Source organism: Nocardia fusca NBRC 14340, assembly GCF_001618425.1.
GTDB lineage: Bacteria > Actinomycetota > Actinomycetes > Mycobacteriales > Mycobacteriaceae > Nocardia > Nocardia fusca.
The window spans coordinates 86,368-106,581 of the sequence record NZ_BDCU01000035.1 but is presented as its reverse complement, the minus strand read 5'-3'; the positions used below and the strand labels follow the sequence as shown (position 1 = coordinate 106,581).

Genomic DNA, 20,214 nt, shown 5'->3' with positions numbered 1-20,214 from the left:
TCAGGACTGCCCGGCGATCCGGCGCCGCCGGACCAGTGCCGGCAGCAGTGGCGCCGAGACCAGGACGATCACCAGCAGCAGTAGCCACAGCCAGCCGCCATACACCAGCGCAAGAACGAGCGCGAAGACGGCCGCGCCGCCGGCCAGCACCGCGAAACCGAGTGCGGGATCGGCGGTCTCGTTCGAGCCGGGTGTCGCCGACGGCGCGGGGAGATCGGTGAACAGGGCCGCGAGTTCCGGGGTGGTACGCGCGGCGGTCACGGCGGCGGTGCGTTCTTCGTATTCGGTGAGCGTGAGCAGGCCCGAACCGAGGTGCTCGGCGAGCTCCCGCAGCGCGCGATCGCGTTGCTCGACGGTGATGCGCGCGCCCGGTAGCTCACTCATACTCGCAGCATAGGACGGTTTCCGCGGTCCGGCTCGACCCGGTGGTCGCCACTGCCGGGAAGCCTTCGGGCGGCCGCTCGGCGCCAATTCCCACATCTGGGGAGTAATTACGCTGGCCTCACAGAATTGCGGGCAGAGGAGTTGTGTATGTCCACCGTGATCCAGTCTCGGCGCCCGGCGGCCGAGGTATGGGACTGGCAATTGAACGGGTCCTGCCGCGGCCTGGAATCCACCGTGTTCTTCCATCCCGAAGGGGAGCGGGGCCGGGCGCGCGCCGCGCGGGTGCGGCGCGCCAAACAGATCTGCGATACCTGTCCGGTGCTCGATCGGTGCCGCAGCTACGCGCTGGCGGTCGGCGAGCCGTACGGAGTATGGGGCGGTATGTCGGAAGACGAGCGCCGCACACATACCCAACGGGCCGTTACTTCTAGCTCGACGAACTAGCGAACCCCGCCCCAACTGGGGTTGAATCGGACGTTTCGGTCGTGTCCGGCGAAGGTCGTCGTCTCGCCTTTGTGGTTTCCTTGTTATATGGCTGCTGGTGTGGAGTACACGATCGATGAACTGGCGCGGGCTGCCGGCACGACCGTGCGCAGCCTGCGGGTTTATCACGAACGGGGGGTTCTACCTCCACCGCAGGTCAAGGGGCGTACGGGTTACTACAGTCCAGATCACCTCAATCGGGTGCGCACGATCAGCAGGTTGCTCGATCGCGGCATCAAACTGAACGGGATCAAGGAACTGCTCAAGGCCTGGGATCGCGGGGATGATCTGGGTGACATCCTGGGTGTCGGGCCGCTGCTCGGCGGTATGGAGTCCGGTGAGCCGTCCGCGGACGAGTCGGCCCCGCCCGCCGATGCCATTCCCGCCACCGAACTGCAGGAACGCTACGGTTCCGTGCCGAACGGGCTGGCCAGGATCGTCGCCGTCGGGCTCTACGAGCCGGTCGACGCCGCCACCTATCGGCCCGCCGATCGGCAGCTCATCCGGATCGCGGAGCAGTTGGCGGCCGCCGGTGTTCCCGACGCCGAGGTCCTCGGCGAGCTCGAACGGATCCGGGCCGATTGCGACCGGATGGCCCGCCGTTTCGTCGACCTGTTCCATCGCACGGCCTGGCAGAAGTACCAGGACTCCGGGCAGGAAGCCGCTGACCTGGCGGAATTGACCGGACAGTTGCAGCTCGCCCGCACCCTGCCCGGTAAGGCGGCGGCGGAGCTGGTGAACAAATTCGTCGCGCACTACATCGACAGCGACAGCGAACTCGCCGACCTTCCCGCGGAGAGCTGAACCGAGCACCACGGCTTCCCCGGCCTGGGAAATGAGTTGGGGAGCGTTGCGCTGAACGACGGTACATTAGGCGGTGGCTCTTCCGTCGGCCGACCGGCTTCCCGGCGAACGAGTACTTAGGTAACTTTTCGCTCTTCTACGGATGCGCGCAGCCCTGGGCGGGTGCAGAATCTGCTTCTTGGCACCTGACGCGGTAGATGAGGCATGGAATGGGAAGCGTGACACTGTGGATGCAGATATCACTCGACGGGTTCGCGGAGGGACCCGACGAGGCGGTCCACTGGCCGGTCGTGGACGAGGAACTCTGTACCGAATACCTGGATGAACTCCGCAGAGCCGACCTGCTGCTGTACGGGCGCAGAACCTACGAGATCCTGGCGGCCTTCTGGCCCACCGCCGATCTGGCCCCGGTCTCGCCGTTCTACGTCGAATTCGCGCGATTCTGGCGCGCCGCGCCGAAACTCGTCGTCTCCCGCACGCTGCGCAACCCCTCGTGGAACACCCGGGTCACCGGCCCGGATCCCATCGAGGAGGTGCGGCAACGCCGGGCCGCGGGGCAGGACATGGTGCTATTCGGCGGGGCGGAAACCGCACGGTCCTTCATGGCGCATGATCTGATCGACGAGTTCCGGCTCTTCGTGCACCCCCTGCTCCTGGGCGGCGGGGTTCCCCTGTTCCGGTCGCCGGTGGATACCAGCGGGCTGCAACTGGTGGATGTGCTGACCTTCGACAGCGCGGTGGTCCAGATGCACTACCGCCAGCAGGCCTGCCTGATGTGCTGAGCGCCCCGCGGACCGGTGTTGTGTGAAATGCACGGGTTCGTCGGACGGTCCGACGTGACGTGCACTAATTTACGTCTTCATGGCGGTGATCTACCCGGACGGTGCGGCACCGGCCGCACCTGCCACCGAGTTCTTCGGCCGGATGCGGGAACTCGCACGCCTGGACGACCTGCTGCGTTCCGGTTCGGGACGACTGATCACCCTGGTGGGGCCCGGCGGTATCGGCAAAACCAGATTGGCCGCCGAAGCGATGCGCCGGGTTCACCGCGCCGAACCGGACCGGCCGGTGTACTGGGCGCGCCTGGCCGAACTCGAACGCGACTGCGGTGAGTGCGCCGAGAATGTGCTCCGCTCGGTGGTGCGGACCGATAGCAGCGATCCCGACGCCCTGGATGTCGCGGTGGGTCCGCCCGCGGGCGCGATCGCCGAGCACGCGATTCTGGTGCTGGACAACTGCGAACACGTGCTCGCGTCGGCCGCGCGCGCGGTCATCGAGCTGCTCGCCGCCACCCCCGGTCTGACCCTGCTGGCCACCAGCCGCGAGCCGATCGGCTGGGCCGACGAGTACATCCTCGCCGTGCCGCCGCTGTCGGCCTTCGAATCGCTGCAGCTGTTCCGGCAGCGCGCCGAGCTCACCGGATGCCCCGTTTCCGACGATCCGGCCCAGCTCGCGCTGGTGCGCCGGATCTGCCGCCGCGTCGAGCACAATCCGCTGTTCCTCCGGCTCGCCGCCGCCCGGCTGCGCCACCAGCCACCCGCCATGGTGCTGGCCGAGCTCAGCGGCGACGCCGCCGATCAGCGCATGCGCTGGTCGCAGAGCGCGCGGGCGGGTACCGAACCGCGGCACCGCGGGGTCTACGACGTGATCGCCTGGTCGTTCGACCTGTGCGCGGCCGAGGAGCAGGTGCTGTTGCAGCGCCTGTCGGTCTTCGCGGCCGGATACGAAACCGACGGGGTCGTGCCGCAGCGCAACGGAGTCGAACTGCCCGCTGTCGTAGCGGTCTGCGCGGACGAGGTACTGCTCGCCGAGCGGGTGGCTCCGCTGCTGGAACGGCTGGCCGAACGCTCCCTGGTCTCGACTTTCCGCACCGAGACGAGTGTGCGCTGGTATCTGGTGGAGAGCGTGCGCCTGTTCGCCGGCGACCGATTGCGCCGCGAACCGGCCGAAGCGGCCCGGATGGCCGCCCGGCATCGCCGCTATCACCGTGATCGCGTGGTCGAGGCGCGTTCGCTCTGGTACGGGCCGGGCGACCGGTCGTGGCTCGACTGGGCGCGGACCTCCTGGGACGACATTCTGATCGGGATCGAAACCGGTCTCACCGATCCCGCGGAGGCACTGGTCGGCCTGGAGACGGCGTCGGTGCTGCTGTCGGTATGGGTGCCGTTCGTCAAGGGTGGTAGCCGGGCGCTCACCAGGCTCACCGCGCAAGCACTCGACGTCACCCGCACCGAGGGGGTCACCGAACACCACATCCGAGCCACCGCGCTGCTCGGCTGGTACTACCTGTGGCAGGGCGAGGCCGATCGGGCCGCGGCCCTGCTGGACGAGTGTGCCGCGGCCGGTGTGGGTGAGTCCTCCTGGCGGGATACGCCGGGAACGGATATCGGCCTGCCCGCTTCGGTCGAATGGATCCGGGGTCTGGAACTGATGCTGTTCCGGCTGGACCCGCACGCGGTGACGGTCCTGGAACGGGCCGGTCACAAGTTCACCGCGCAGGGTGACCGGGTGGGAGTGGAACGCGGTCAGATCTTCGCGGCGCTCGCGGCCGCCATGCTGAGCGATCCGGAGCGGGCCGACCGGATCACCCGTCGGCACCTGGAACGTTCGGTGGCCTCGGGGTCGTCACTGGCCGCGAGGTGGGCAGGAGTGGCGCGGACGCTGGCGCTCGCGCGTTCCGCCGAACCCGCGACCGCCCTGGAGCCGGCCCATATCGCGGTGTCCCGGATGGCTGCGGGCCGCAACAACACCTGGATGACCTCGTGGTCGGTGGCGGTGTGCATGCTCGTGCTGACCCAGGTGCTCGCGGGGGATCCCGCCGCGCTGGGTGCCGCGGCGGCCATCCGCATCCGTGCCACCGAACTGGCCTGGCTGGTCGGTGTTTTCCGGGCCTGCCACCGCTCGATGGGGGTCTGTATCGAGCGGGTGCCGATGGTGGTGCTCGGCGTGCGCCGGGCGACCGAGGTCGCCACGGCGGTCATCGGACCGGCGGATTTCGCCGTCGCCGAGCAACGGGGCGGGCAGTTCCGCCCCGGTAGCGACGCGGTACGGGAGTACCTGCGTCGCTGTTGGCCGGTGTGTCCGCTCGCGGTGGACACACCGGTCGATCGTGGGGAATCGGCCGATTCGCGCTGGGGGAGCTTATCGCCGGCCGAACGTGAGGTCGCGGTACTGGCGGCCGCGGGCTGGCCGAACAGTGCCATCGCCGAGCGGCGGGGTAGCTCGGTGCGGACGGTGGACGCGCAGGTCGCCAGTGTCCGGCAGAAGCTCGTGATCGGCTCCCGGCGCCAGATACCGGATCATATTCCGGCCCACCTCGCCGGTGCGGTGGATGCCGAACGTGCCGCCGGTCCCTCCCGGAGCCGGCGGCCTACGCCGCGCCTGCCCGGCCGGTAGTGACCGCGCGGCGCCGGGATCACCGGCAGGCGTAGTAGTACGGCTTGTAGGCGCAGATGTCGAGGTAGCCGCCCTGGTCGTTGTCGTAGGTGAAGCTGCGCTGGGCCGGGATCGCATGCACCGGCTCGCTGCGATTGCTGGGATCGCTCGGCAGGTCGTGGGTGTCGCCGTAGCTGCCCTTGCCCGGGTGGGAGTCGTCGCGGCTGCTGTGGCCGGGGACGTCGGCGAGGGCCAACTGAGGGGCGACGGTGGCGGGGATCGCGGCGAGGGCTCCGGCCAGCACGGCGGCGGCGGCGATTCGCTTCACGAATCCGAAGTTGCGGGCGATGGTCATGGCGTGCTCCGTTCTGTTCCGGCGGATAGAACTTCTACGGTGAGTCGATGTATGTGGGTCCGTAGTTCTATGTGCCGCTGTCTAACGGTACGGTACACGAGTGTTCGAATAAGCGTCTATGCATTTCCCACAATTGGGAACGGGTGGTCCGCTCGAGGGGGGCGGACTACCTCGCCAGGGGCTCGACCGGTTCGATGTCGGGCTCGGTACCGCGAACACCGCCTGGGGTGCGCAGGACAGCAGCTCGCCGCTCACGACCCGGTCCAAGGCCTCGATATCCAGGTCGTTTCCCGAAGCCCGGACGAGCGCTTCCGGCCCAGCCGGCGGTCGGGCGGTCGGCGCGGATCCTTCTCATGGGAGTACGCACGCCCGTGGGGGTCCAGAAGTGCTCCGGTCTACGGCTCTTGACGCCGAGCTGGACCGGGCGGCCGACCGGATCCACCGATATCGGCTGGTCAGAGCATATTTTGCGGAGGAAATTCCGGTTGGTCCACGTCACCGCCGCCGGCGTTCCGGACCCGGCGTTCCGGAACCACGCGGTACGAGAGCTCGGGCGTGGTCGCTTCGGTGCGCCTTGGACGGGGAGTCGACCGGGTTCGACCATCATCCTCTGCCACCGTCATCGGTCGGCCGTGGCCGGCAGTGACCCCGTCTGTGCCGTGTCAGGTGACCGGCCGACCGGGCCAGCGCCAGTTCGCCACCTCGGGAATGTCCTCACCGTGCTCGCGGGTCCAGGTGCGGGCTCGCAGGCGTGCGTCGACCATCTGCTGGCGCAGCCCCGCTGCCTGCTGCCGCAGCGCGGGCACCCGGTCGATCACATCCATCACCAGGTGGAATCGGTCGAGGTCGTTGAGCATGACCATATCGAACGGGGTCGTGGTGGTGCCGCGTTCCTTGTACCCCCGCACATGCAGACCCGAGTGATTGGTGCGGCGGTAGGTGAGCCGGTGGATCAGCCACGGATAACCGTGGAAGGCGAAGATCACCGGGGAGTCCCGGGTGAACAAGGTGTCGAATTCGCTGTCCGGTAGCCCGTGCGGATGTTCGTCGGCCGGTAGCAGCCGCATCAGATCGACCACGTTCACCACCCGCACCCGCAGCCAGGGCAGCTCCTCGCGCAGGATCGCCGCGGCGGCCAGGGTTTCCAGGGTCGGTACGTCACCGGCGCAGGCGAGGACCACATCGGGGGTGGTGGCCGGTTCGTCGCGGTGGCCCGCCCAATCCCAGATACCGATACCCCGGGCACAGTGCAGTGCGGCATCGGTGGGCCCGAGCCAATCCGGTTGCAGTTGTTTACCGGCCACCACCACGTTCACGTAGTGCCGCGAGCGCAGGCAGTGGTCGTACACCGACAGCAGGGTATTGGCGTCCGGCGGCAGATACACCCGCACGATCTCGGGCTTCTTGTTCAGCACCACGTCGAGGAAACCGGGGTCCTGATGGGTGAAACCGTTGTGGTCCTGCCGCCACACATGCGAGGACAACAGATAGTTCAGACTCGCCAGCGGCTGCCGCCACGGCACCGCCGCGCTCGCGTCCAGCCATTTCGCGTGCTGGTTGAACATGGCGTCCACGATGTGGACGAACGCCTCATAGCAGGTGAAGACCCCGTGCCGGCCCGTGAGCAGATATCCCTCCAGCAGGCCCTGGCACATATGCTCGGACAACACTTCGATCACCCGGCCGGAGCGATCCAATTTCTCATCATGGACGCCGATCTCGGCCTGCCAGTTGCGGCCGGTGACCGCGAGGATGTCCTGCAGCCGGTTGCTGGCCAGCTCGTCCGGAGCGAAGGTCAGAAAATTATCGGGATTGCGCGCGGTGACCTCCCGCAACCAGCTGCCGAGTACCCGGGTCGCCTCGTGGGTGGTCCGGCCCGGTTCGGTGACGTCGACCGCATGACCGCGCCAGTCGGGCAATCGCAGATCACGCACCAGCGCGCCACCGTTGGCTACCGGATTCGCGCTCATCCGCCGGCCACCGGCCGGGACGAGCCGGCACAGTTCCGAGACCGGGGCACCGGTTTCGTCGAACAGTTCCTCGGGCCGGTAGGAACGCAACCATTCCTCGAGCACCGCCCGATGCGACGCGTCCTGCCGGGCACCCGGCAACGGAACCTGATGGGCGCGGAACGTACCCTCCACCGGATCGCCGTCCACGATCGGTGGCCCGGTCCAGCCCTTCGGGGTGCGCAGCACGATCATCGGCCAGTGCGGGCGGGTGGTATCGCTGCCGTCCCGGGCGGCGCGCTGGATCTGCGCGATCCGCTCCAGGCAGGTGTCCACGGCGGCGGCCATGTCCTGATGGACCCGGGCCGGCTCGGCACCGGCGACGATCAACGGCTCGTAACCGTAGCCCCGCAGCAGCGAGACCAGCTCGTCCTCGGGAATACGGGCCAGCAGAGTCGGATTCGCGATTTTGTACTCGTTGAGGGCGAGAATCGGCACCACCGCGCCGTCGCGCGCCGGGTTCAGGAACTTGTTGCAATGCCAACTGCCCGCGAGCGGACCGGTTTCGGCTTCACCGTCGCCCACTACACAGAACACGGTGAGATCCGGGTTGTCCAGCGCGGCACCGAACGCGTGCAACAGCGAATAACCCAGTTCGCCGCCTTCGTGGAAGGAACCCGGTGTCTCCGGCGCACAGTGGCTGGGAACCCCACCGGGAAAAGAGAACTGGGCGAACAACGCGCGCATACCCTCGCCATCGCGGGGCACATGGCTGTACAACTCGGAATAGGTGCCCTCGAGCCAGGCGCAGGCGTTGGGGCCCGGCCCACCGTGCCCGGGCCCGGCGACGAACACGGCGTTCAGATCACGTGCCAGGATGGCGCGATTGGCGTGCACCCAGACCAGGTTCAGCCCCGGCACGGTGCCGAAATGGCCGAGCAGGCGGGGTTTGATGTGCTCCGGCGCCAACGGCTCGCGCAGCAGGGGATTCGCCATCAGATAGATCTGCCCCACCGACAGGTAGTTGGCGGCCCGCCACCACGCGTCGAGACATTCCAGCTCCTCGGCGGCCAAGGGGCCCGGGGCCGCCGACAGCGCATAGGGCCGGGGCGCGACGGTTTCCCCACCGTGACTGCCCACATTGTCGGCACTGGTGTCCCCGCCTGCACTCGCCAACTGCGTCATACGCCTAACCTCCTGGAGGTCGTGGTCGCGCCGGGCTACCGCACCCCGAGTGCGGACTGCCACCACGATAGCTGGAGGTGTGCCACACTGCCCTCGGTTCGCCGATGGCGGCCGGCGGAAATTCTTCGCTCTCACCCACGCCTTACCCACACCGCGGGATGGAAACCGGTGTCCGCGCCGGGGACCCGGCGGCTCGGGCGGCCGCGGCCATTCCGGACGGCAGGCCCGGACCGATGCGACCGGCACCGGGGTGAGCGCAATCTCGCAGGCGGCGGGGACCGAACCCGAGCTCCGCACACCGGTCGCCGCCACCGGCACCCGGGGCGGCTTCGCGCCGACGATGCGGGGAGGTGCCGCGATATCGCCGGGCCGCTCGTTCGAGGCCGGCGGTAGGGTGCGGCGCATGCAGACAATCGGCAGGATCCTCGCTGTCACCGCCGTCGCCGCGGCCGCCCTCGGCCTCGGTGGATGCGGCTCCGACGACTCCGGCGGCACCGCGACCACGTCCACGGCGGCCGATTCGTCCGCCGCTCCGGGGCAGACCGCGCCCGCCGAATCGAAGGGCCGCGAATGCACGGCCGACGATATCGACGTACAGGGTGGGTTCGGCGACGTCCCGCAGATCACCCTCCCCGACGACTGCGACCCGCCGAAACAACTCGTGATCAAGGACCTGGTGCCCGGCTCGGGCCCCGGCGCCGCCCCCGGTCAGCAGCTGACCATGAACTACGCACTGGTCACCTGGTCGGACAAACAGAAACTGGACTCCTCGTTCGACCGCGGCGAACCCTTCGAACTCACCCTCGGCGACGGTATGGTCATCCCCGGCTGGGAACAGGGACTCGAAGGCGTTCAGCAGGGTGCCCGCCGGTTGCTGATCATCCCGCCCGACCTGGGCTACGGTGCGGGCGGCAACGGAGTGAAGGCGAACGAGACGCTGGTCTTCGTCACCGACGCCGTATCCGTCCCCCAAGGGTGAGGCGCCGCCATAAACAGAGCACCGGGCTGCAGCGCACGTGACCCGGTCAACTACCCTGGTCGGGATGCGTATCCCGGGCGCGTGAAACCGCAGGTGCTCGCCGCTTCGGACGGTACGCCGAGGGTGCGTCCCCGCGCGCCGTCGCCAGACCACGCGCCATCACCCGGCCACGAGCACGGATATCGTGCGGGCCGGCGAACACGAACCGACGAGAACAAGGAGCATGTCCGTGAAGAGCACCGTCGAGCAGCTGAGCCCGACCCGGGTCCGGATCAATGTCGAGGTGCCCTTCGAGGAGCTGAAGCCGGACTTCGATCGCGCCTACAAGGCCCTGGCCAAGCAGGTGCGCATTCCCGGCTTCCGTCCGGGTAAGGCGCCGGCCAAGCTGCTCGAGGCGCGCCTGGGCCGCGGCGCGGTTCTGGAGCAGGTCGTCAACGACGCCCTGCCCGGCCGCTACAGCGAGGCCGTCACCACCTCCGAGGTCAAGGTCATCGGGCAGCCGGAGATCGAGATCACCAAGATCGAGGACGGCCAGGAACTGGCCTTCACCGCCGAGGTGGATGTCCGGCCGGAGATCACCCTGCCCGAGGACTACAGCACCATCGCCGTCACCGTGGACGCCATCGAGATCACCGATGCCGATATCGATGAGCAGCTGCAGTCGCTGCGCCAGCGCTTCGGCACCCTCACCGGTGTCGAACGCCCGGTCCAGGAAGGCGATTTCGTCTCCATCGACCTGTCCGCCACCGTCGACGGCGAGGAGGTGCCGGAGGCCGCGACCACCGGTCTGTCGCACGAGGTCGGTTCCGGCCAGCTCATCGAAGGCCTGGACGAGACCCTGATCGGGATGTCGGCCGAGGAGTCCAAGGAATTCACCTCGACCCTGGTCGCCGGTGAGCACGCCGGCCGGGAAGCCACCATCACGGTGACCCTCGGCTCGGTCAAGGAACGTGAGCTGCCCGAGGCGGACGACGAATTCGCCCAGCTCGCCAGCGAATTCGACACCATCGACGAGCTGAAGGATGATCTGCGGTCCCGCGTCGAGCGGGTCAAGAAGGTGCAACAGGCCGGCGATATCCGCGACAAGGTGCTCGAGCAGCTGCTCGAGAGCGTCGAGGTGCCGCTGCCCGAGGCCGTGGTGAAGGCCGAGATCGACGCTGTCCAGCACGACGCGATCCACGGCTTCGACCACGACGAGGCCAAGTTCGCCGAGGCGCTGGAGGCCCAGGGCTCGAGCCGCGAGGAGTTCGACGCCGACACCTTGGCGGCCGCCGAGAAATCGGTGAAGACGCAGCTGCTGCTGGACGCGGTCGCCGAGGCCGAAGGCACCCAGGTCGGCCAGGACGAGCTCACCGAGCGGATCCTGTTCCAGGCCCAGCGCTACGGGATGGCGCCCGAGCAGTTCATCCAGCAGGTGCAGCAGGCCGGCCAGCTCGGCGCGGTCTTCGCCGATGTCCGCCGCGGCAAGGCTCTGGCCGAGGTCGTCGGCAAGGTGACGGTCACCGATTCCGAGGGCAACAAGGTCGACACCGACGAAATGTTCGGTACCGCCAAGGAATCCGACGAGGAGACCACTGAAGAGGTCACCTCCGACGCGGAGTGACCCACGCGAGAATTGCGGGTAGGAAGCCCTGAGATCTAGGCGGTGTTGGCAATCGGGAGGCAGAAGATCGACAATCGCTGTCCCCCGTGCGCGCACATCCGAGTCCTCGGGGCTTCTGCTTTCCGCGAGGACGGGGATGCCTCCGGTACGCGCTGTACCGGGACTTCGAACGACGCGGGTGCACCCGGTGCCGAGTGGCGGTGCTCGGGAGCCGGGAAGAGCGAGTCGAGTCACGGGGAATCGAGGCCGGGCTTGCTCGCGAAGGCGAGAACAAGTGGGCTCGCTCGTGAAGGCGCTGTGTTTTTTGGCGCGCCTTCGGCGCGCGGGGTTGAGGCCCCCTGGGTCTCGCCGTTTCGGCCTCGGGACTCGAGCCTTCGGCTCCTGCGCTTTCGAGGCCGAAACGGCGCGACGGGCCTCAACCCTTCGAGGTGTCTCGTAAGACTCGACTCATGGGGTTGCGTAGCATACCGAGCTCCGGGGCAGCGGCTGACCGTGTTCCACGGTGGCACGCGGTACTCGGCCCAGTGTGTTGTGTCGTATGGCGAACCCGGGAGTGTGGGCCGTGTTCGTCCGCAGACCCTGGAATGGTTTCCCTCCGTGAACGGCTGCACCCGCCCGGTGCCGAGTTCGGCGAGGCCCACCAAGGGTTGCGGCCCGTCCCGCTGGTCAGGGCCCGAAGCGCATGCGCCGAAGGCGCGAGTCTCGGGCCCTGAACAGCGGGACCGAGGGGGCCGCAACCCCGCGGCGCCGGAGGCGCCGCAATTGATATTGCGCTCTGAGCGAATCGGGGTGGTACCGGGAGTTCGGTGCCGCCCTGCTTCGTTAATGTTTGTGACAGCAACGAGCCGGCGAGAGAAGGCAGGTATCCGTGACAATCAATCAAGCCGAGGTCATGACAGCTCCGACCGCTGGGCTCAATCTCAGCGATTCGGTGTACGAGCGCCTGCTGCGTGAGCGCATCATCTTTCTCGGCACCCAGGTCGACGACGACATCGCGAACAAGATCTGTGCGCAGATCCTGCTGCTGTCCGCGGAGGACCCGACCAAAGATATTTCGCTCTACATCAACTCGCCGGGCGGGTCGGTGAACGCGGGTATGGCGATCTACGACACCATGCAGTACGCCGAATGCGATATCGCGACCACCGCGATGGGGCTGGCCGCGTCCATGGGGCAGTTCCTGCTCACGGCGGGTGCGCCGGGAAAGCGTTTCGCGCTGCCGCACACCCGGATCATGATGCACCAGCCATCGGCCGGTATCGGCGGTTCGGCCGCGGATATCGCGATCATGGCCGAGCAGTTCGCATACACCAAGCGTGAGCTCAACGAGTTGCAGGCGATGCACACCGGTAAGCCGGTGGAGCAGATCAACGCCGACGCCGACCGCGATCGCTGGTTCACACCCGAACAGGCGCTGGAGTACGGCTTCATCGACCGTGTGATCACGAATGCGCGCCAGGCGGGCGGCACGGGCAGCAACTAGGGCGTTGCCGGCGAATCCGCGCCGGATGTCCGGCCGGTGTTCGCGAATCCGTCCAGCGGACAGCTCACTCACAGACTTGGAGACGAATATGGCCAATCCGATCGATCCTCGTGGCCTCGGCGGTATCGCCCCGGCGGGCCCGCAGTCGCGCTACATCCTGCCGTCGTTCATCGAGCATTCGAGTTTCGGCGTCAAGGAATCCAACCCGTACAACAAGCTGTTCGAGGAGCGCATCATCTTCCTCGGCGTGCAGGTCGACGATGCGTCGGCGAACGACATCATGGCGCAGCTGCTGGTGCTCGAATCGCTGGATCCCGATCGCGATATCACGATGTACATCAATTCGCCGGGTGGTTCGTTCACCTCGCTGATGGCCATCTACGACACCATGCAGTACGTGCGCGCCGATGTCGCGACCGTCTGCCTCGGCCAGGCGGCCTCGGCGGCGGCGGTACTGCTGGCGGCGGGGACTCCGGGTAAGCGGGCCTGCCTGCCGAACGCCCGCGTGCTGATCCATCAGCCGTCGGTCGAGGGCGGTATCCAGGGGCAGGTGTCGGATCTGGAGATCCAGGCGGCCGAGATCGAGCGGATGCGCCGGTTGATGGAGACCACCCTGGCCCGGCACACGGGTAAGGACCCCGATGTCATCCGTAGGGACACCGACCGCGACAAGATCCTGACGGCCGAGGACGCCAAGGAATACGGGATCATCGACACGGTGTTCGACTACCGCAAGCTCAGCGCCCAGAAGTGAGGCGCCTCCGGGTCCGGCGCGCCGTGTGACGGTACGCCGGGCCGGCCGGGCGGCGGGGCCCGGCCCAGGTGGATTCCCGCTGCGGCGTTGCGACACACCCCGGATGTTCGGTATCCGGAAAATGTGCCGTGACGCGGTATTCGCGTGAATCCCCGCACAACCGCGACGAGAAACCTGCCCGAGTTGTCGACCTCCATCGCACACACCGGGTACGGTCAAACCCAGGGACCTTTGTTCCCGGTTGACAGCACCGCCCTTCGATCCGGGTGATCGAGCCGGATTCGCTCCACCGCAGGCGGCGGTCGGCTGGAAGCTGGACGGATGGTTGCACGCGAACAAGGAAGTAGGGACCCACGAGATGGCGCGCATCGGCGACGGCGGCGATCTGCTCAAATGCTCGTTCTGCGGAAAGAGCCAGAAGCAGGTCAAGAAGCTCATTGCGGGACCAGGGGTGTACATCTGCGACGAGTGCATCGATCTGTGCAACGAGATCATCGAGGAGGAGCTGGCCGAGTCCAGCGAGGTCAAACTCGATGAGTTGCCCAAACCCGCGGAGATCCGGGATTTCCTGGAGAACTACGTGATCGGGCAGGACACGGCCAAGCGCACGCTGGCGGTCGCTGTGTACAACCATTACAAGCGTATTCAGGCCGGCGACAAGGGTCGTGACGCGCGCGGGGAAATCGTCGAGTTGGCGAAGTCCAATATTCTGATGCTCGGCCCTACCGGTTGCGGTAAGACCTATCTGGCACAGACGCTGGCGAAAATGCTGAATGTGCCGTTCGCGATCGCCGATGCCACCGCGCTCACCGAAGCCGGTTATGTCGGTGAGGACGTCGAGAACATTCTCCTCAAACTCATCCAGGCCGCCGATTACGACGTGAAGCGCGCCGAGACCGGGATCATCTATATCGATGAGGTCGACAAGATCGCGCGCAAGAGCGAGAATCCGTCGATCACGCGTGATGTCTCGGGTGAGGGCGTGCAGCAGGCGCTGCTGAAGATCCTGGAGGGAACTCAGGCGAGTGTGCCGCCGCAGGGTGGGCGCAAGCATCCGCATCAGGAGTTCATCCAGATCGATACCACCAATGTGCTGTTCATCGTGGCAGGGGCGTTCGCCGGTCTGGAGAAGATCATCTCCGACCGTACCGGGCACCGCGGGATCGGATTCGGCGCCGAGGTGCGGTCCAAGGCCGAGATCGATACCACCGATCATTTCGCCGAGGTGATGCCGGAGGATCTGATCAAGTTCGGTCTGATCCCGGAGTTCATCGGCCGGTTGCCGGTGGTGGCGTCGGTGACGAACCTGGACAAGGATTCCCTGGTGAAGATCCTGTCCGAACCCAAGAACGCGCTGGTCAAGCAGTACATCCGGCTGTTCGAGATGGACGGCGTGGATCTGGAGTTCACCCGGGACGCGCTCGAGGCCGTGGCCGATCAGGCCATCCTGCGCGGTACCGGCGCCCGGGGGCTGCGCGCCATCATGGAGGAAGTACTGCAGCAGGTCATGTTCGATATCCCGAGCCGTGACGACGTGGCCAAGGTCGTCGTCGACGCGGATACGGTGAACGACAATGTGCTGCCCACCATCGTGCCGCGTAAGCGGGAGCGTCCGGAGCGCCGCGACAAGTCGGCCTGAGGTCCGCGCAACCGCTGCGATACGCGACGGTGGCCGGCCCGGAGCCGGCCCGCAGTACTCTCGGTGACCCCTCGGCATTCGTGCGATGGAGGAGCAGGTCATGGTGACACAGCCGCTTGCGCGGGATATCCGGTCCGCGCGGCGTGGTGACGCCGATACGCCCACGCGGTTCCACCGCGTGGGCGTATCGCTGTCGGCGGCAGCGGCGGTCCTGGTCTCGTTGTTGCTCACCGCGCCGCCGGCCGGTGCGACCGTGCGCGAGGTCAGCGTGACCCCGGACCTGAACGCCGGCATCCGGACGAACTACGGCACCGGGTGCAGCTACACCGTGCGGGCCTGGCTCACCGAGGCAGTGACCGAGGTGACTTTCCTCGACAACGGGGTCCCGTTCGCCACGGTCGGACCGGACGGTGGCGGGCTGGCGCTTGTGCACTGGGTGCCCGCCTACGAGGGTGATCACACCCTGCAGGCGGTCCAGCCGACCGGTGGGAACGAGCAGGCGCCGTATGTGCGGGTCTTCGTCGGCAGGGGCGAGCACATCGGCTACGCCTGCTGGGTCATCTGAGCCGCGACGCCGGTCTCACGCCCAGGGCACGCGGCAGGAATCGGTGCCGAACCCCTGCGCGGTGATGCCGAGGGCGTGGTTGTTGCGGGCCCGCGAGTTCTCCAGCGCGATCTGATAGGTCAGTTCGACGACTCCGGCCCGGCCGAAGCGTTTCTCCAGGTCGGCGACCTGTTCGTCGGTGACGGTCATCGGGGTGGCGGTCATGGCGTCGGCATAGGCAATGGCCGCGCGCTCGTCGTCGGTGTAATGCGGTGACGTCTCGTAGTCCGCGATGTGCTGGAGTCGCTCGATATCCAGCCCGCCCAGCCGCTGCAGCATGGTTCCGAAGTCGACGCACCAGGAGCAGCCGACGGTCCAGGCCGTGCGGTAGACCGCGATTTCGCGGATATTGGCCGGCAGTTTTCTCGACGCCTTCTCGGCGAGCATCTCGTGTATGCCACTGGCCACCAGGATGCCGGTGTGGTGCGCGCCGACGGCGAAGGGTTCGGGGACTTCGCCGACCTTGCGCTTCGCGAACCAGTACAGCGCCTTGGTCAGGAACCCGGCGTTTTCGGGGGCCACGGCCGGAATGCGTGATGTGCTCATCGGGTCTCCTCTGAGGTGGGTTGGTTTCCCTGCAACTCGGACGAGACAGCGGCCCGCGGCGTAACGCCCCGGAGCGCCTCCTGTGACCGAGCGCACCCGTGCCCTGTGCTCAGGGTAGGCCGGGTGCGCGCCGGGGGCCAGGCCGGTGGTGGGCGGCACCGGGGTGCAGCGAGGTGGCGACTCAGCGCAGTCGAGTCGCCGCCTCGCGGCTCATTCGGGTTCGACGGACATATCGTCGGCGCCCCAGTAGGCGCGCATCCGGATGATCCGGCCTTCCGCGTCGAACTCCATGGTGTCGATCGGGCTCAGCGTCATACGCTGCCCGCCCGCTCTGGTCACCAGAGTGAACACGAAGGCGGCGTGGTTTCCGGCGATCCGCACGGTCTCCGGGACGAGGCTGGTCTCCCGCTCCAGGCTTGCTATCACGTCGTAGAACTCGCGGATGGCCTGGTGGCCCTGTTTGGGCTCGGTGCCGATCGGATCCTCGATCACGGCGTCGGGAGCATAGAGATCGACGATGGCCGAGGTCGGTCCTGAACCGACCAGTTTCACGTACTGCTCGACCACGTCGCGGATCTCCCGTGCCATCACCACTCCTACCGAAAATGAAACGTGTTCTAGATTCGGGAGCGTAGCAGTCGTGCGGGCTTCCGATCGCCGGATCGGGCCGCAAAAGGATATTCGCATATGTATCCGCCACTTCGGTGTGGCGAAAAATGCCTGGTAGCCGCGCTGGCCGTACAGGGCGGGCAGGTATCTCCGCTGACCCCTCGGTTCGCCGTTGAACCGCCGCCGTGCAAGTGTGCGTCTGCTGTGAATTTCGCCGCAGCGGGCTCGAGTGTTACGTGTTCCAGGCGTTCTTCCGTGCCGGATCCCATTGACCGGTCCGTCGGTTTCCGGGCTCCTACCGGGGGATCGAATCAGAAAACATTGCTATGACTGCAGGTCCGGACGGTGTGTCGATCGGTCGGTGTCGGTATTGTGATGTTGAATCGACCCGGTCAAACCAGATGTTCGAGCGATGAGTGAAAGCGGAGGAGATATGGCACTGCCAACGATGACCGCGGAACAACGCACGGAGGCTCTGGCCAAAGCGGCGGCGGTGCGCAAGGCGCGCTCCGAACTGATCGGTCAGGTGAAAGACGGCAAAGTCTCTGTCGCCGACCTGCTGCGCAAGGCCGATAGCGATGAACTGGTCAAGAAGACGAAGGTGGTCGCCGTGATCAAGGCACTGCCCGGTGTCGGCCCGGTGAAGGCCGCCAAGCTGATGGACCAGGCGGATATCCCGGAGGATCGCCGGATCGGCGGGCTGGGCGCCCGACAGCGGGCGGCGCTGCTGGAGGCGCTGGCCAACTGAGGAGGTGGAGCGTTCGATCGTGGACGCTCCGAACTCCGGCCGTGGCCGAGCCGGTCGGTGACACGACCGGCGTGGCCCGGCGGGTGACCCGCCCGTGCCGCCCTACCCGATCGGGCACGTCGATTCCGGGCGGTTTGCGGCCCCGGTGGGAGGAATGTGGATACCGTGGCGATATGGCCATCCGCGAAGAACTCGAATCGTTCCTCGACGAATACCAGTCGACGCTGAGCGCCTACGACGCCGAGCGTACGGCCGCCCTGTGGGGGACTCCGGGCACCATTGTCAGTGACGATTTCGTCGGTGCGTTGCATTCGCGGGAAGAGATGGCCCAGGGGCTGGCGCAGGCTCATCCCATTTATCAGACGCTGGGTCTGGCGCGCGTCGACCACACCGTGGTCGATTACGCGGAGCTGACCGGTTCACTGCTGCGGGCACGGGTGCGGTGGCATTTCTACGACAGCGACGACGCATTGCTCACCGACAGCGATTACGAGTACCTGCTGCGGCGTGACGACGACGGGTTGCGCACCTATGTAGCGGTCGCCATCGACGAGGCCGAGAAATTGGCGCGAGTGGCGGCGGACCGGGGCGTCCGGCTGCCGGGCATGTGAGTGCCGCGCTCTTTCCGGATCCGGGTGCCGCCTGCCCCTAGTCGCCGGGCGTGCCACGTTCGGCGAGCAGGGCGGCTATCCCGTCGAGAATGCGCTCCGTGCCGAATTCGAGGGCGGCGTCGCGCTGGGGGGTCGCTGCTCCGGCGGCGGGTGGAGGTTCCGATACGGCCGCGATCAGCCGCGGGAACCGGTCGCCCGCCAATTCCAGTGCCGCGGCCATTGCGCCGGTGAATTCTTCCTCGGTGGCGCCGGGGCCCACAACCTGCTGGGCCAGGCTGCGCACATGCCCGTTCAGTACGACGAGCGTGTCCAGTCGCTCCGGGCCGGTCAGTGCGATATCCGCCATCGCCTCCAGCGCGGCCTCGGTCCAGCTCAATTCGTTGGGGCCCATCGGCCGCGCTCCGGCGAGTAATTCCATCACCCACGGGTGGCGGCGGTACCGCTCGAAGGTGAGAAGTGCCCAGGACCGCAGGCCGCTTCGCCACTGCGGAGACTCCGAGGTGTCCAGTGCCGGCAGGCCGGCCAGGGCCTCCTCCACCATCAATGCGGTGAGTTCCGCCTTGCCCGGCAGGTGGCGGTACAGCGACATCTTCGTATAGCCGAGACGATCGGCCAGCCGCTGCATGGAGAGGGCTGCCAGGCCTTCCGTATCGGCCAACTCGACCGCCGCGGTGACGATCGCGGCCCGGGTGAGCGTCGGCTTGGGGCCTCTGGTCGGGCGCCGGTCGGTTCCCCAGAGCAGCTCGAGCACGGTCGGCGTCGCCATCGGGTCCCTTTCCGGAGGTGGATTGACATGAAACTGTGTCTACCATACGCTGATTAGCGTCCACTGGAAACAGTTTCCGATGGACGCATATTATGGATGGAGTTCGTCATGCAGAACCGCACCGTTCTCGTCTCCGGGGCGAGCATCGCCGGCCCCGCGCTCGCCTACTGGCTCGACCGCTACGGCTTCGATGTGACCGTGGTCGAACGGGCCCCGGCCCTGCGCCCGGGTGGGCAGGCCGTCGACTTCAAGGGATCTGTGCAGCGCACGATCCTCGAGCGGATGGGTGTGTACGACGAGATCCGGCGGCGCAGTACCGGCGCCACCGATATGGTCTTCGTCGACGCCGACGGCCGGGAACAAGCTCGGATATCCGGTGACTTCACCGGCGGCGACGTCGAGATCCCGCGGGGCGATCTGGCTCGGATCCTCTACGCCCCGACCGCTCAGCGCTGCACGTATGTATTCGGTGACTCGATCACCGCGCTGCGGGATACCGGCAGCGGTGTCGAGGTCGAGTTCGAGCACGGCCCGGCACGCCGCTTCGACCTGGTGTTCGGCGCGGACGGCATCCATTCCCGGGTGCGCCGGCTGGCGTTCGGGCCGGAGGAGAAGTTCGTCGGGCACCGCGGTTACTACTACGCCATCGCCGGGGAACCACTCGTCGCCGAACCCGGGGACGGACCGCGGCGGCGGGTCTCCCACGCGTACAGCGCCCCGGGCCGGCTCGCGGTCCGCGGTGGGCCGAAGGCGCAGCAGATGTACATGTTCGCCGCTGCCGCACGGGCCTTCGCCGACGAAGCCGATAGGCGACGCGTACTGGTCGAACACTTCGCCGGAATGAACGGACCGGTCTCCGAAATGCTCGCCGAACTGCCCGGGCACGACGACTTCTACCTGGACGCGCTGGCCCGGGTGCGGATGCCCAGCTATGTGTCGGGCCGGGTGGCCCTGGTCGGCGACAGCGCCTACGGCAACACTCTGGCCGGCTTCGGAACCGGTCTGGCAGTGGTGGGAGCCTATGTGCTGGCGGGCGAACTCGCCGCCGCGGCGGGTGAACACACCGCGGCATTCGCCCGGTACGACCGGATCATGCGCCGGTACGCGAAACTCGGGGGCCGCAGTAGCCCGGGCCCGTTCCTGGCGCCGAAAACGGCTCCCGGCCTGCGGCTCCGGAACTGGTTCCTGGGGTCACGCTGGTTCGATCTGATGGATAAGTTCGCCGGCGACGCCAAAGACGATATCGAGTTGGCCGACTACGCCGGTGCGGTCGCGCGATAGCGAGTACGGCTGCCGGCCCGCACATTCCACGCCGAGGGTCGTGAGCGTCTCGCCGG

The 20,214-nt window shown here is 67.3% G+C and carries 19 protein-coding genes; 13 read left to right on the top strand and 6 right to left on the bottom strand.

Annotation, left to right across the window (positions count from 1 at the left end; genetic code table 11):
- Positions 1 to 384 carry a DUF1707 SHOCT-like domain-containing protein gene (locus NF4_RS38735; RefSeq protein ID WP_063129472.1) on the bottom strand — a complete coding sequence of 128 codons (384 nt, stop codon included), beginning with the start codon at positions 382 to 384 and terminating at the stop codon, positions 1 to 3.
- Between the two features lie 147 nt (positions 385 to 531).
- Between NF4_RS38735 and NF4_RS37950 the strand changes: the two genes are divergently transcribed.
- The 4 genes from NF4_RS37950 (at position 532) to NF4_RS23180 (ending at position 5,067) form a co-directional block, all read left to right on the top strand.
- Positions 532 to 828, top strand: coding sequence for a WhiB family transcriptional regulator (locus NF4_RS37950; RefSeq protein ID WP_063129471.1), 297 nt, complete (start codon positions 532 to 534; stop codon positions 826 to 828).
- Positions 829 to 915: 87 nt separating this feature from the next.
- Complete coding sequence (locus NF4_RS23190; RefSeq protein WP_063129470.1) at positions 916 to 1,671, top strand: MerR family transcriptional regulator; 756 nt, start codon at positions 916 to 918, stop codon at positions 1,669 to 1,671.
- Positions 1,672 to 1,880: 209 nt separating this feature from the next.
- Positions 1,881 to 2,453, top strand: a complete 573-nt coding sequence (locus tag NF4_RS23185) for a dihydrofolate reductase family protein (RefSeq protein ID WP_063814675.1) — start codon at positions 1,881 to 1,883, stop codon at positions 2,451 to 2,453.
- A 79-nt stretch (positions 2,454 to 2,532) separates the two neighbouring features.
- Positions 2,533 to 5,067 carry an ATP-binding protein gene (locus tag NF4_RS23180; protein WP_063129469.1) on the top strand — a complete coding sequence of 845 codons (2,535 nt, stop codon included), beginning with the start codon at positions 2,533 to 2,535 and terminating at the stop codon, positions 5,065 to 5,067.
- A gap of 19 nt (positions 5,068 to 5,086) precedes the next feature.
- Here NF4_RS23180 and NF4_RS23175 read toward each other — a convergent pair whose 3' ends face one another.
- Complete coding sequence (locus NF4_RS23175; protein WP_063129468.1) at positions 5,087 to 5,401, bottom strand: hypothetical protein; 315 nt, start codon at positions 5,399 to 5,401, stop codon at positions 5,087 to 5,089.
- Between the two features lie 662 nt (positions 5,402 to 6,063).
- Positions 6,064 to 8,535: a phosphoketolase family protein gene (locus tag NF4_RS23170; protein ID WP_084533356.1), complete on the bottom strand. Its 2,472-nt coding sequence runs from the start codon at positions 8,533 to 8,535 to the stop codon at positions 6,064 to 6,066.
- Between the two features lie 403 nt (positions 8,536 to 8,938).
- Here NF4_RS23170 and NF4_RS23165 point away from each other — a divergent pair, with 403 nt between their 5' ends.
- The 6 genes from NF4_RS23165 (at position 8,939) to NF4_RS23140 (ending at position 15,558) form a co-directional block, all read left to right on the top strand.
- A complete protein-coding gene (locus NF4_RS23165) occupies positions 8,939 to 9,514 on the top strand; it encodes an FKBP-type peptidyl-prolyl cis-trans isomerase (protein ID WP_063129497.1) in 576 nt (191 codons plus the stop codon).
- A 229-nt stretch (positions 9,515 to 9,743) separates the two neighbouring features.
- Positions 9,744 to 11,117, top strand: coding sequence for a trigger factor (tig, locus tag NF4_RS23160; RefSeq protein WP_063129496.1), 1,374 nt, complete (start codon positions 9,744 to 9,746; stop codon positions 11,115 to 11,117).
- Positions 11,118 to 12,009: 892 nt separating this feature from the next.
- Entirely contained in the window at positions 12,010 to 12,600 is a 591-nt protein-coding gene (locus NF4_RS23155; protein ID WP_063129495.1) for an ATP-dependent Clp protease proteolytic subunit, read from the top strand.
- Positions 12,601 to 12,688: 88 nt separating this feature from the next.
- Positions 12,689 to 13,354, top strand: coding sequence for an ATP-dependent Clp protease proteolytic subunit (locus NF4_RS23150; RefSeq protein ID WP_063129467.1), 666 nt, complete (start codon positions 12,689 to 12,691; stop codon positions 13,352 to 13,354).
- A gap of 358 nt (positions 13,355 to 13,712) precedes the next feature.
- Positions 13,713 to 14,993, top strand: coding sequence for an ATP-dependent Clp protease ATP-binding subunit ClpX (gene clpX, locus NF4_RS23145; protein ID WP_063129494.1), 1,281 nt, complete (start codon positions 13,713 to 13,715; stop codon positions 14,991 to 14,993).
- Between the two features lie 100 nt (positions 14,994 to 15,093).
- Positions 15,094 to 15,558, top strand: coding sequence for a hypothetical protein (locus NF4_RS23140; protein WP_157120521.1), 465 nt, complete (start codon positions 15,094 to 15,096; stop codon positions 15,556 to 15,558).
- Between the two features lie 15 nt (positions 15,559 to 15,573).
- On the opposite strand, the gene NF4_RS23135 is transcribed toward NF4_RS23140, so the two are convergent.
- The gene (locus NF4_RS23135) at positions 15,574 to 16,143 is read right to left on the bottom strand and encodes a carboxymuconolactone decarboxylase family protein (protein WP_063129465.1); all 570 of its coding nucleotides are present in this window, start codon (positions 16,141 to 16,143) and stop codon (positions 15,574 to 15,576) included.
- 210 nt (positions 16,144 to 16,353) lie between these two features.
- Entirely contained in the window at positions 16,354 to 16,731 is a 378-nt protein-coding gene (locus tag NF4_RS23130) for a nuclear transport factor 2 family protein (protein ID WP_063129464.1), read from the bottom strand.
- Positions 16,732 to 17,185: 454 nt separating this feature from the next.
- Here NF4_RS23130 and mihF point away from each other — a divergent pair, with 454 nt between their 5' ends.
- Both mihF and NF4_RS23120 read left to right on the top strand, forming a co-directional pair.
- On the top strand, positions 17,186 to 17,500 hold the full coding sequence (gene mihF / locus NF4_RS23125) for an integration host factor, actinobacterial type (protein ID WP_030523251.1): 315 nt from the start codon (positions 17,186 to 17,188) through the stop codon (positions 17,498 to 17,500).
- Between the two features lie 173 nt (positions 17,501 to 17,673).
- Positions 17,674 to 18,111, top strand: coding sequence for a DUF6841 family protein (locus NF4_RS23120; RefSeq protein WP_063129493.1), 438 nt, complete (start codon positions 17,674 to 17,676; stop codon positions 18,109 to 18,111).
- Between the two features lie 37 nt (positions 18,112 to 18,148).
- Here the strand turns inward: NF4_RS23120 and NF4_RS23115 are convergent, their stop codons facing one another.
- Entirely contained in the window at positions 18,149 to 18,877 is a 729-nt protein-coding gene (locus NF4_RS23115; protein ID WP_063129463.1) for a TetR/AcrR family transcriptional regulator, read from the bottom strand.
- A gap of 108 nt (positions 18,878 to 18,985) precedes the next feature.
- Between NF4_RS23115 and NF4_RS23110 the strand changes: the two genes are divergently transcribed.
- The gene (locus NF4_RS23110; RefSeq protein WP_063129492.1) at positions 18,986 to 20,158 is read left to right on the top strand and encodes an FAD-dependent monooxygenase; all 1,173 of its coding nucleotides are present in this window, start codon (positions 18,986 to 18,988) and stop codon (positions 20,156 to 20,158) included.
- The last annotated feature ends 56 nt before the right edge of the window (positions 20,159 to 20,214 follow it).

Excerpts from the sequence above, each read along its gene's own strand:
- NF4_RS38735 (WP_063129472.1), bottom strand. The coding sequence starts at position 384 with ATGAGTGAGCTACCGGGCGCGCGCATCACCGTCGAGCAACGCGATCGC.
- NF4_RS37950 (WP_063129471.1), top strand. The coding sequence starts at position 532 with ATGTCCACCGTGATCCAGTCTCGGCGCCCGGCGGCCGAGGTATGGGAC.
- NF4_RS23190 (WP_063129470.1), top strand. The coding sequence starts at position 916 with ATGGCTGCTGGTGTGGAGTACACGATCGATGAACTGGCGCGGGCTGCC.
- NF4_RS23185 (WP_063814675.1), top strand. The coding sequence starts at position 1,881 with ATGGGAAGCGTGACACTGTGGATGCAGATATCACTCGACGGGTTCGCG.
- NF4_RS23180 (WP_063129469.1), top strand. The coding sequence starts at position 2,533 with ATGGCGGTGATCTACCCGGACGGTGCGGCACCGGCCGCACCTGCCACC.
- NF4_RS23175 (WP_063129468.1), bottom strand. The coding sequence starts at position 5,401 with ATGACCATCGCCCGCAACTTCGGATTCGTGAAGCGAATCGCCGCCGCC.
- NF4_RS23170 (WP_084533356.1), bottom strand. The coding sequence starts at position 8,535 with ATGACGCAGTTGGCGAGTGCAGGCGGGGACACCAGTGCCGACAATGTG.
- NF4_RS23165 (WP_063129497.1), top strand. The coding sequence starts at position 8,939 with ATGCAGACAATCGGCAGGATCCTCGCTGTCACCGCCGTCGCCGCGGCC.
- NF4_RS23155 (WP_063129495.1), top strand. The coding sequence starts at position 12,010 with ATGACAGCTCCGACCGCTGGGCTCAATCTCAGCGATTCGGTGTACGAG.
- NF4_RS23150 (WP_063129467.1), top strand. The coding sequence starts at position 12,689 with ATGGCCAATCCGATCGATCCTCGTGGCCTCGGCGGTATCGCCCCGGCG.
- clpX (WP_063129494.1), top strand. The coding sequence starts at position 13,713 with ATGGCGCGCATCGGCGACGGCGGCGATCTGCTCAAATGCTCGTTCTGC.
- NF4_RS23140 (WP_157120521.1), top strand. The coding sequence starts at position 15,094 with ATGGTGACACAGCCGCTTGCGCGGGATATCCGGTCCGCGCGGCGTGGT.
- NF4_RS23135 (WP_063129465.1), bottom strand. The coding sequence starts at position 16,143 with ATGAGCACATCACGCATTCCGGCCGTGGCCCCCGAAAACGCCGGGTTC.
- NF4_RS23130 (WP_063129464.1), bottom strand. The coding sequence starts at position 16,731 with ATGGCACGGGAGATCCGCGACGTGGTCGAGCAGTACGTGAAACTGGTC.
- mihF (WP_030523251.1), top strand. The coding sequence starts at position 17,186 with ATGGCACTGCCAACGATGACCGCGGAACAACGCACGGAGGCTCTGGCC.
- NF4_RS23120 (WP_063129493.1), top strand. The coding sequence starts at position 17,674 with ATGGCCATCCGCGAAGAACTCGAATCGTTCCTCGACGAATACCAGTCG.
- NF4_RS23115 (WP_063129463.1), bottom strand. The coding sequence starts at position 18,877 with ATGGCGACGCCGACCGTGCTCGAGCTGCTCTGGGGAACCGACCGGCGC.
- NF4_RS23110 (WP_063129492.1), top strand. The coding sequence starts at position 18,986 with ATGCAGAACCGCACCGTTCTCGTCTCCGGGGCGAGCATCGCCGGCCCC.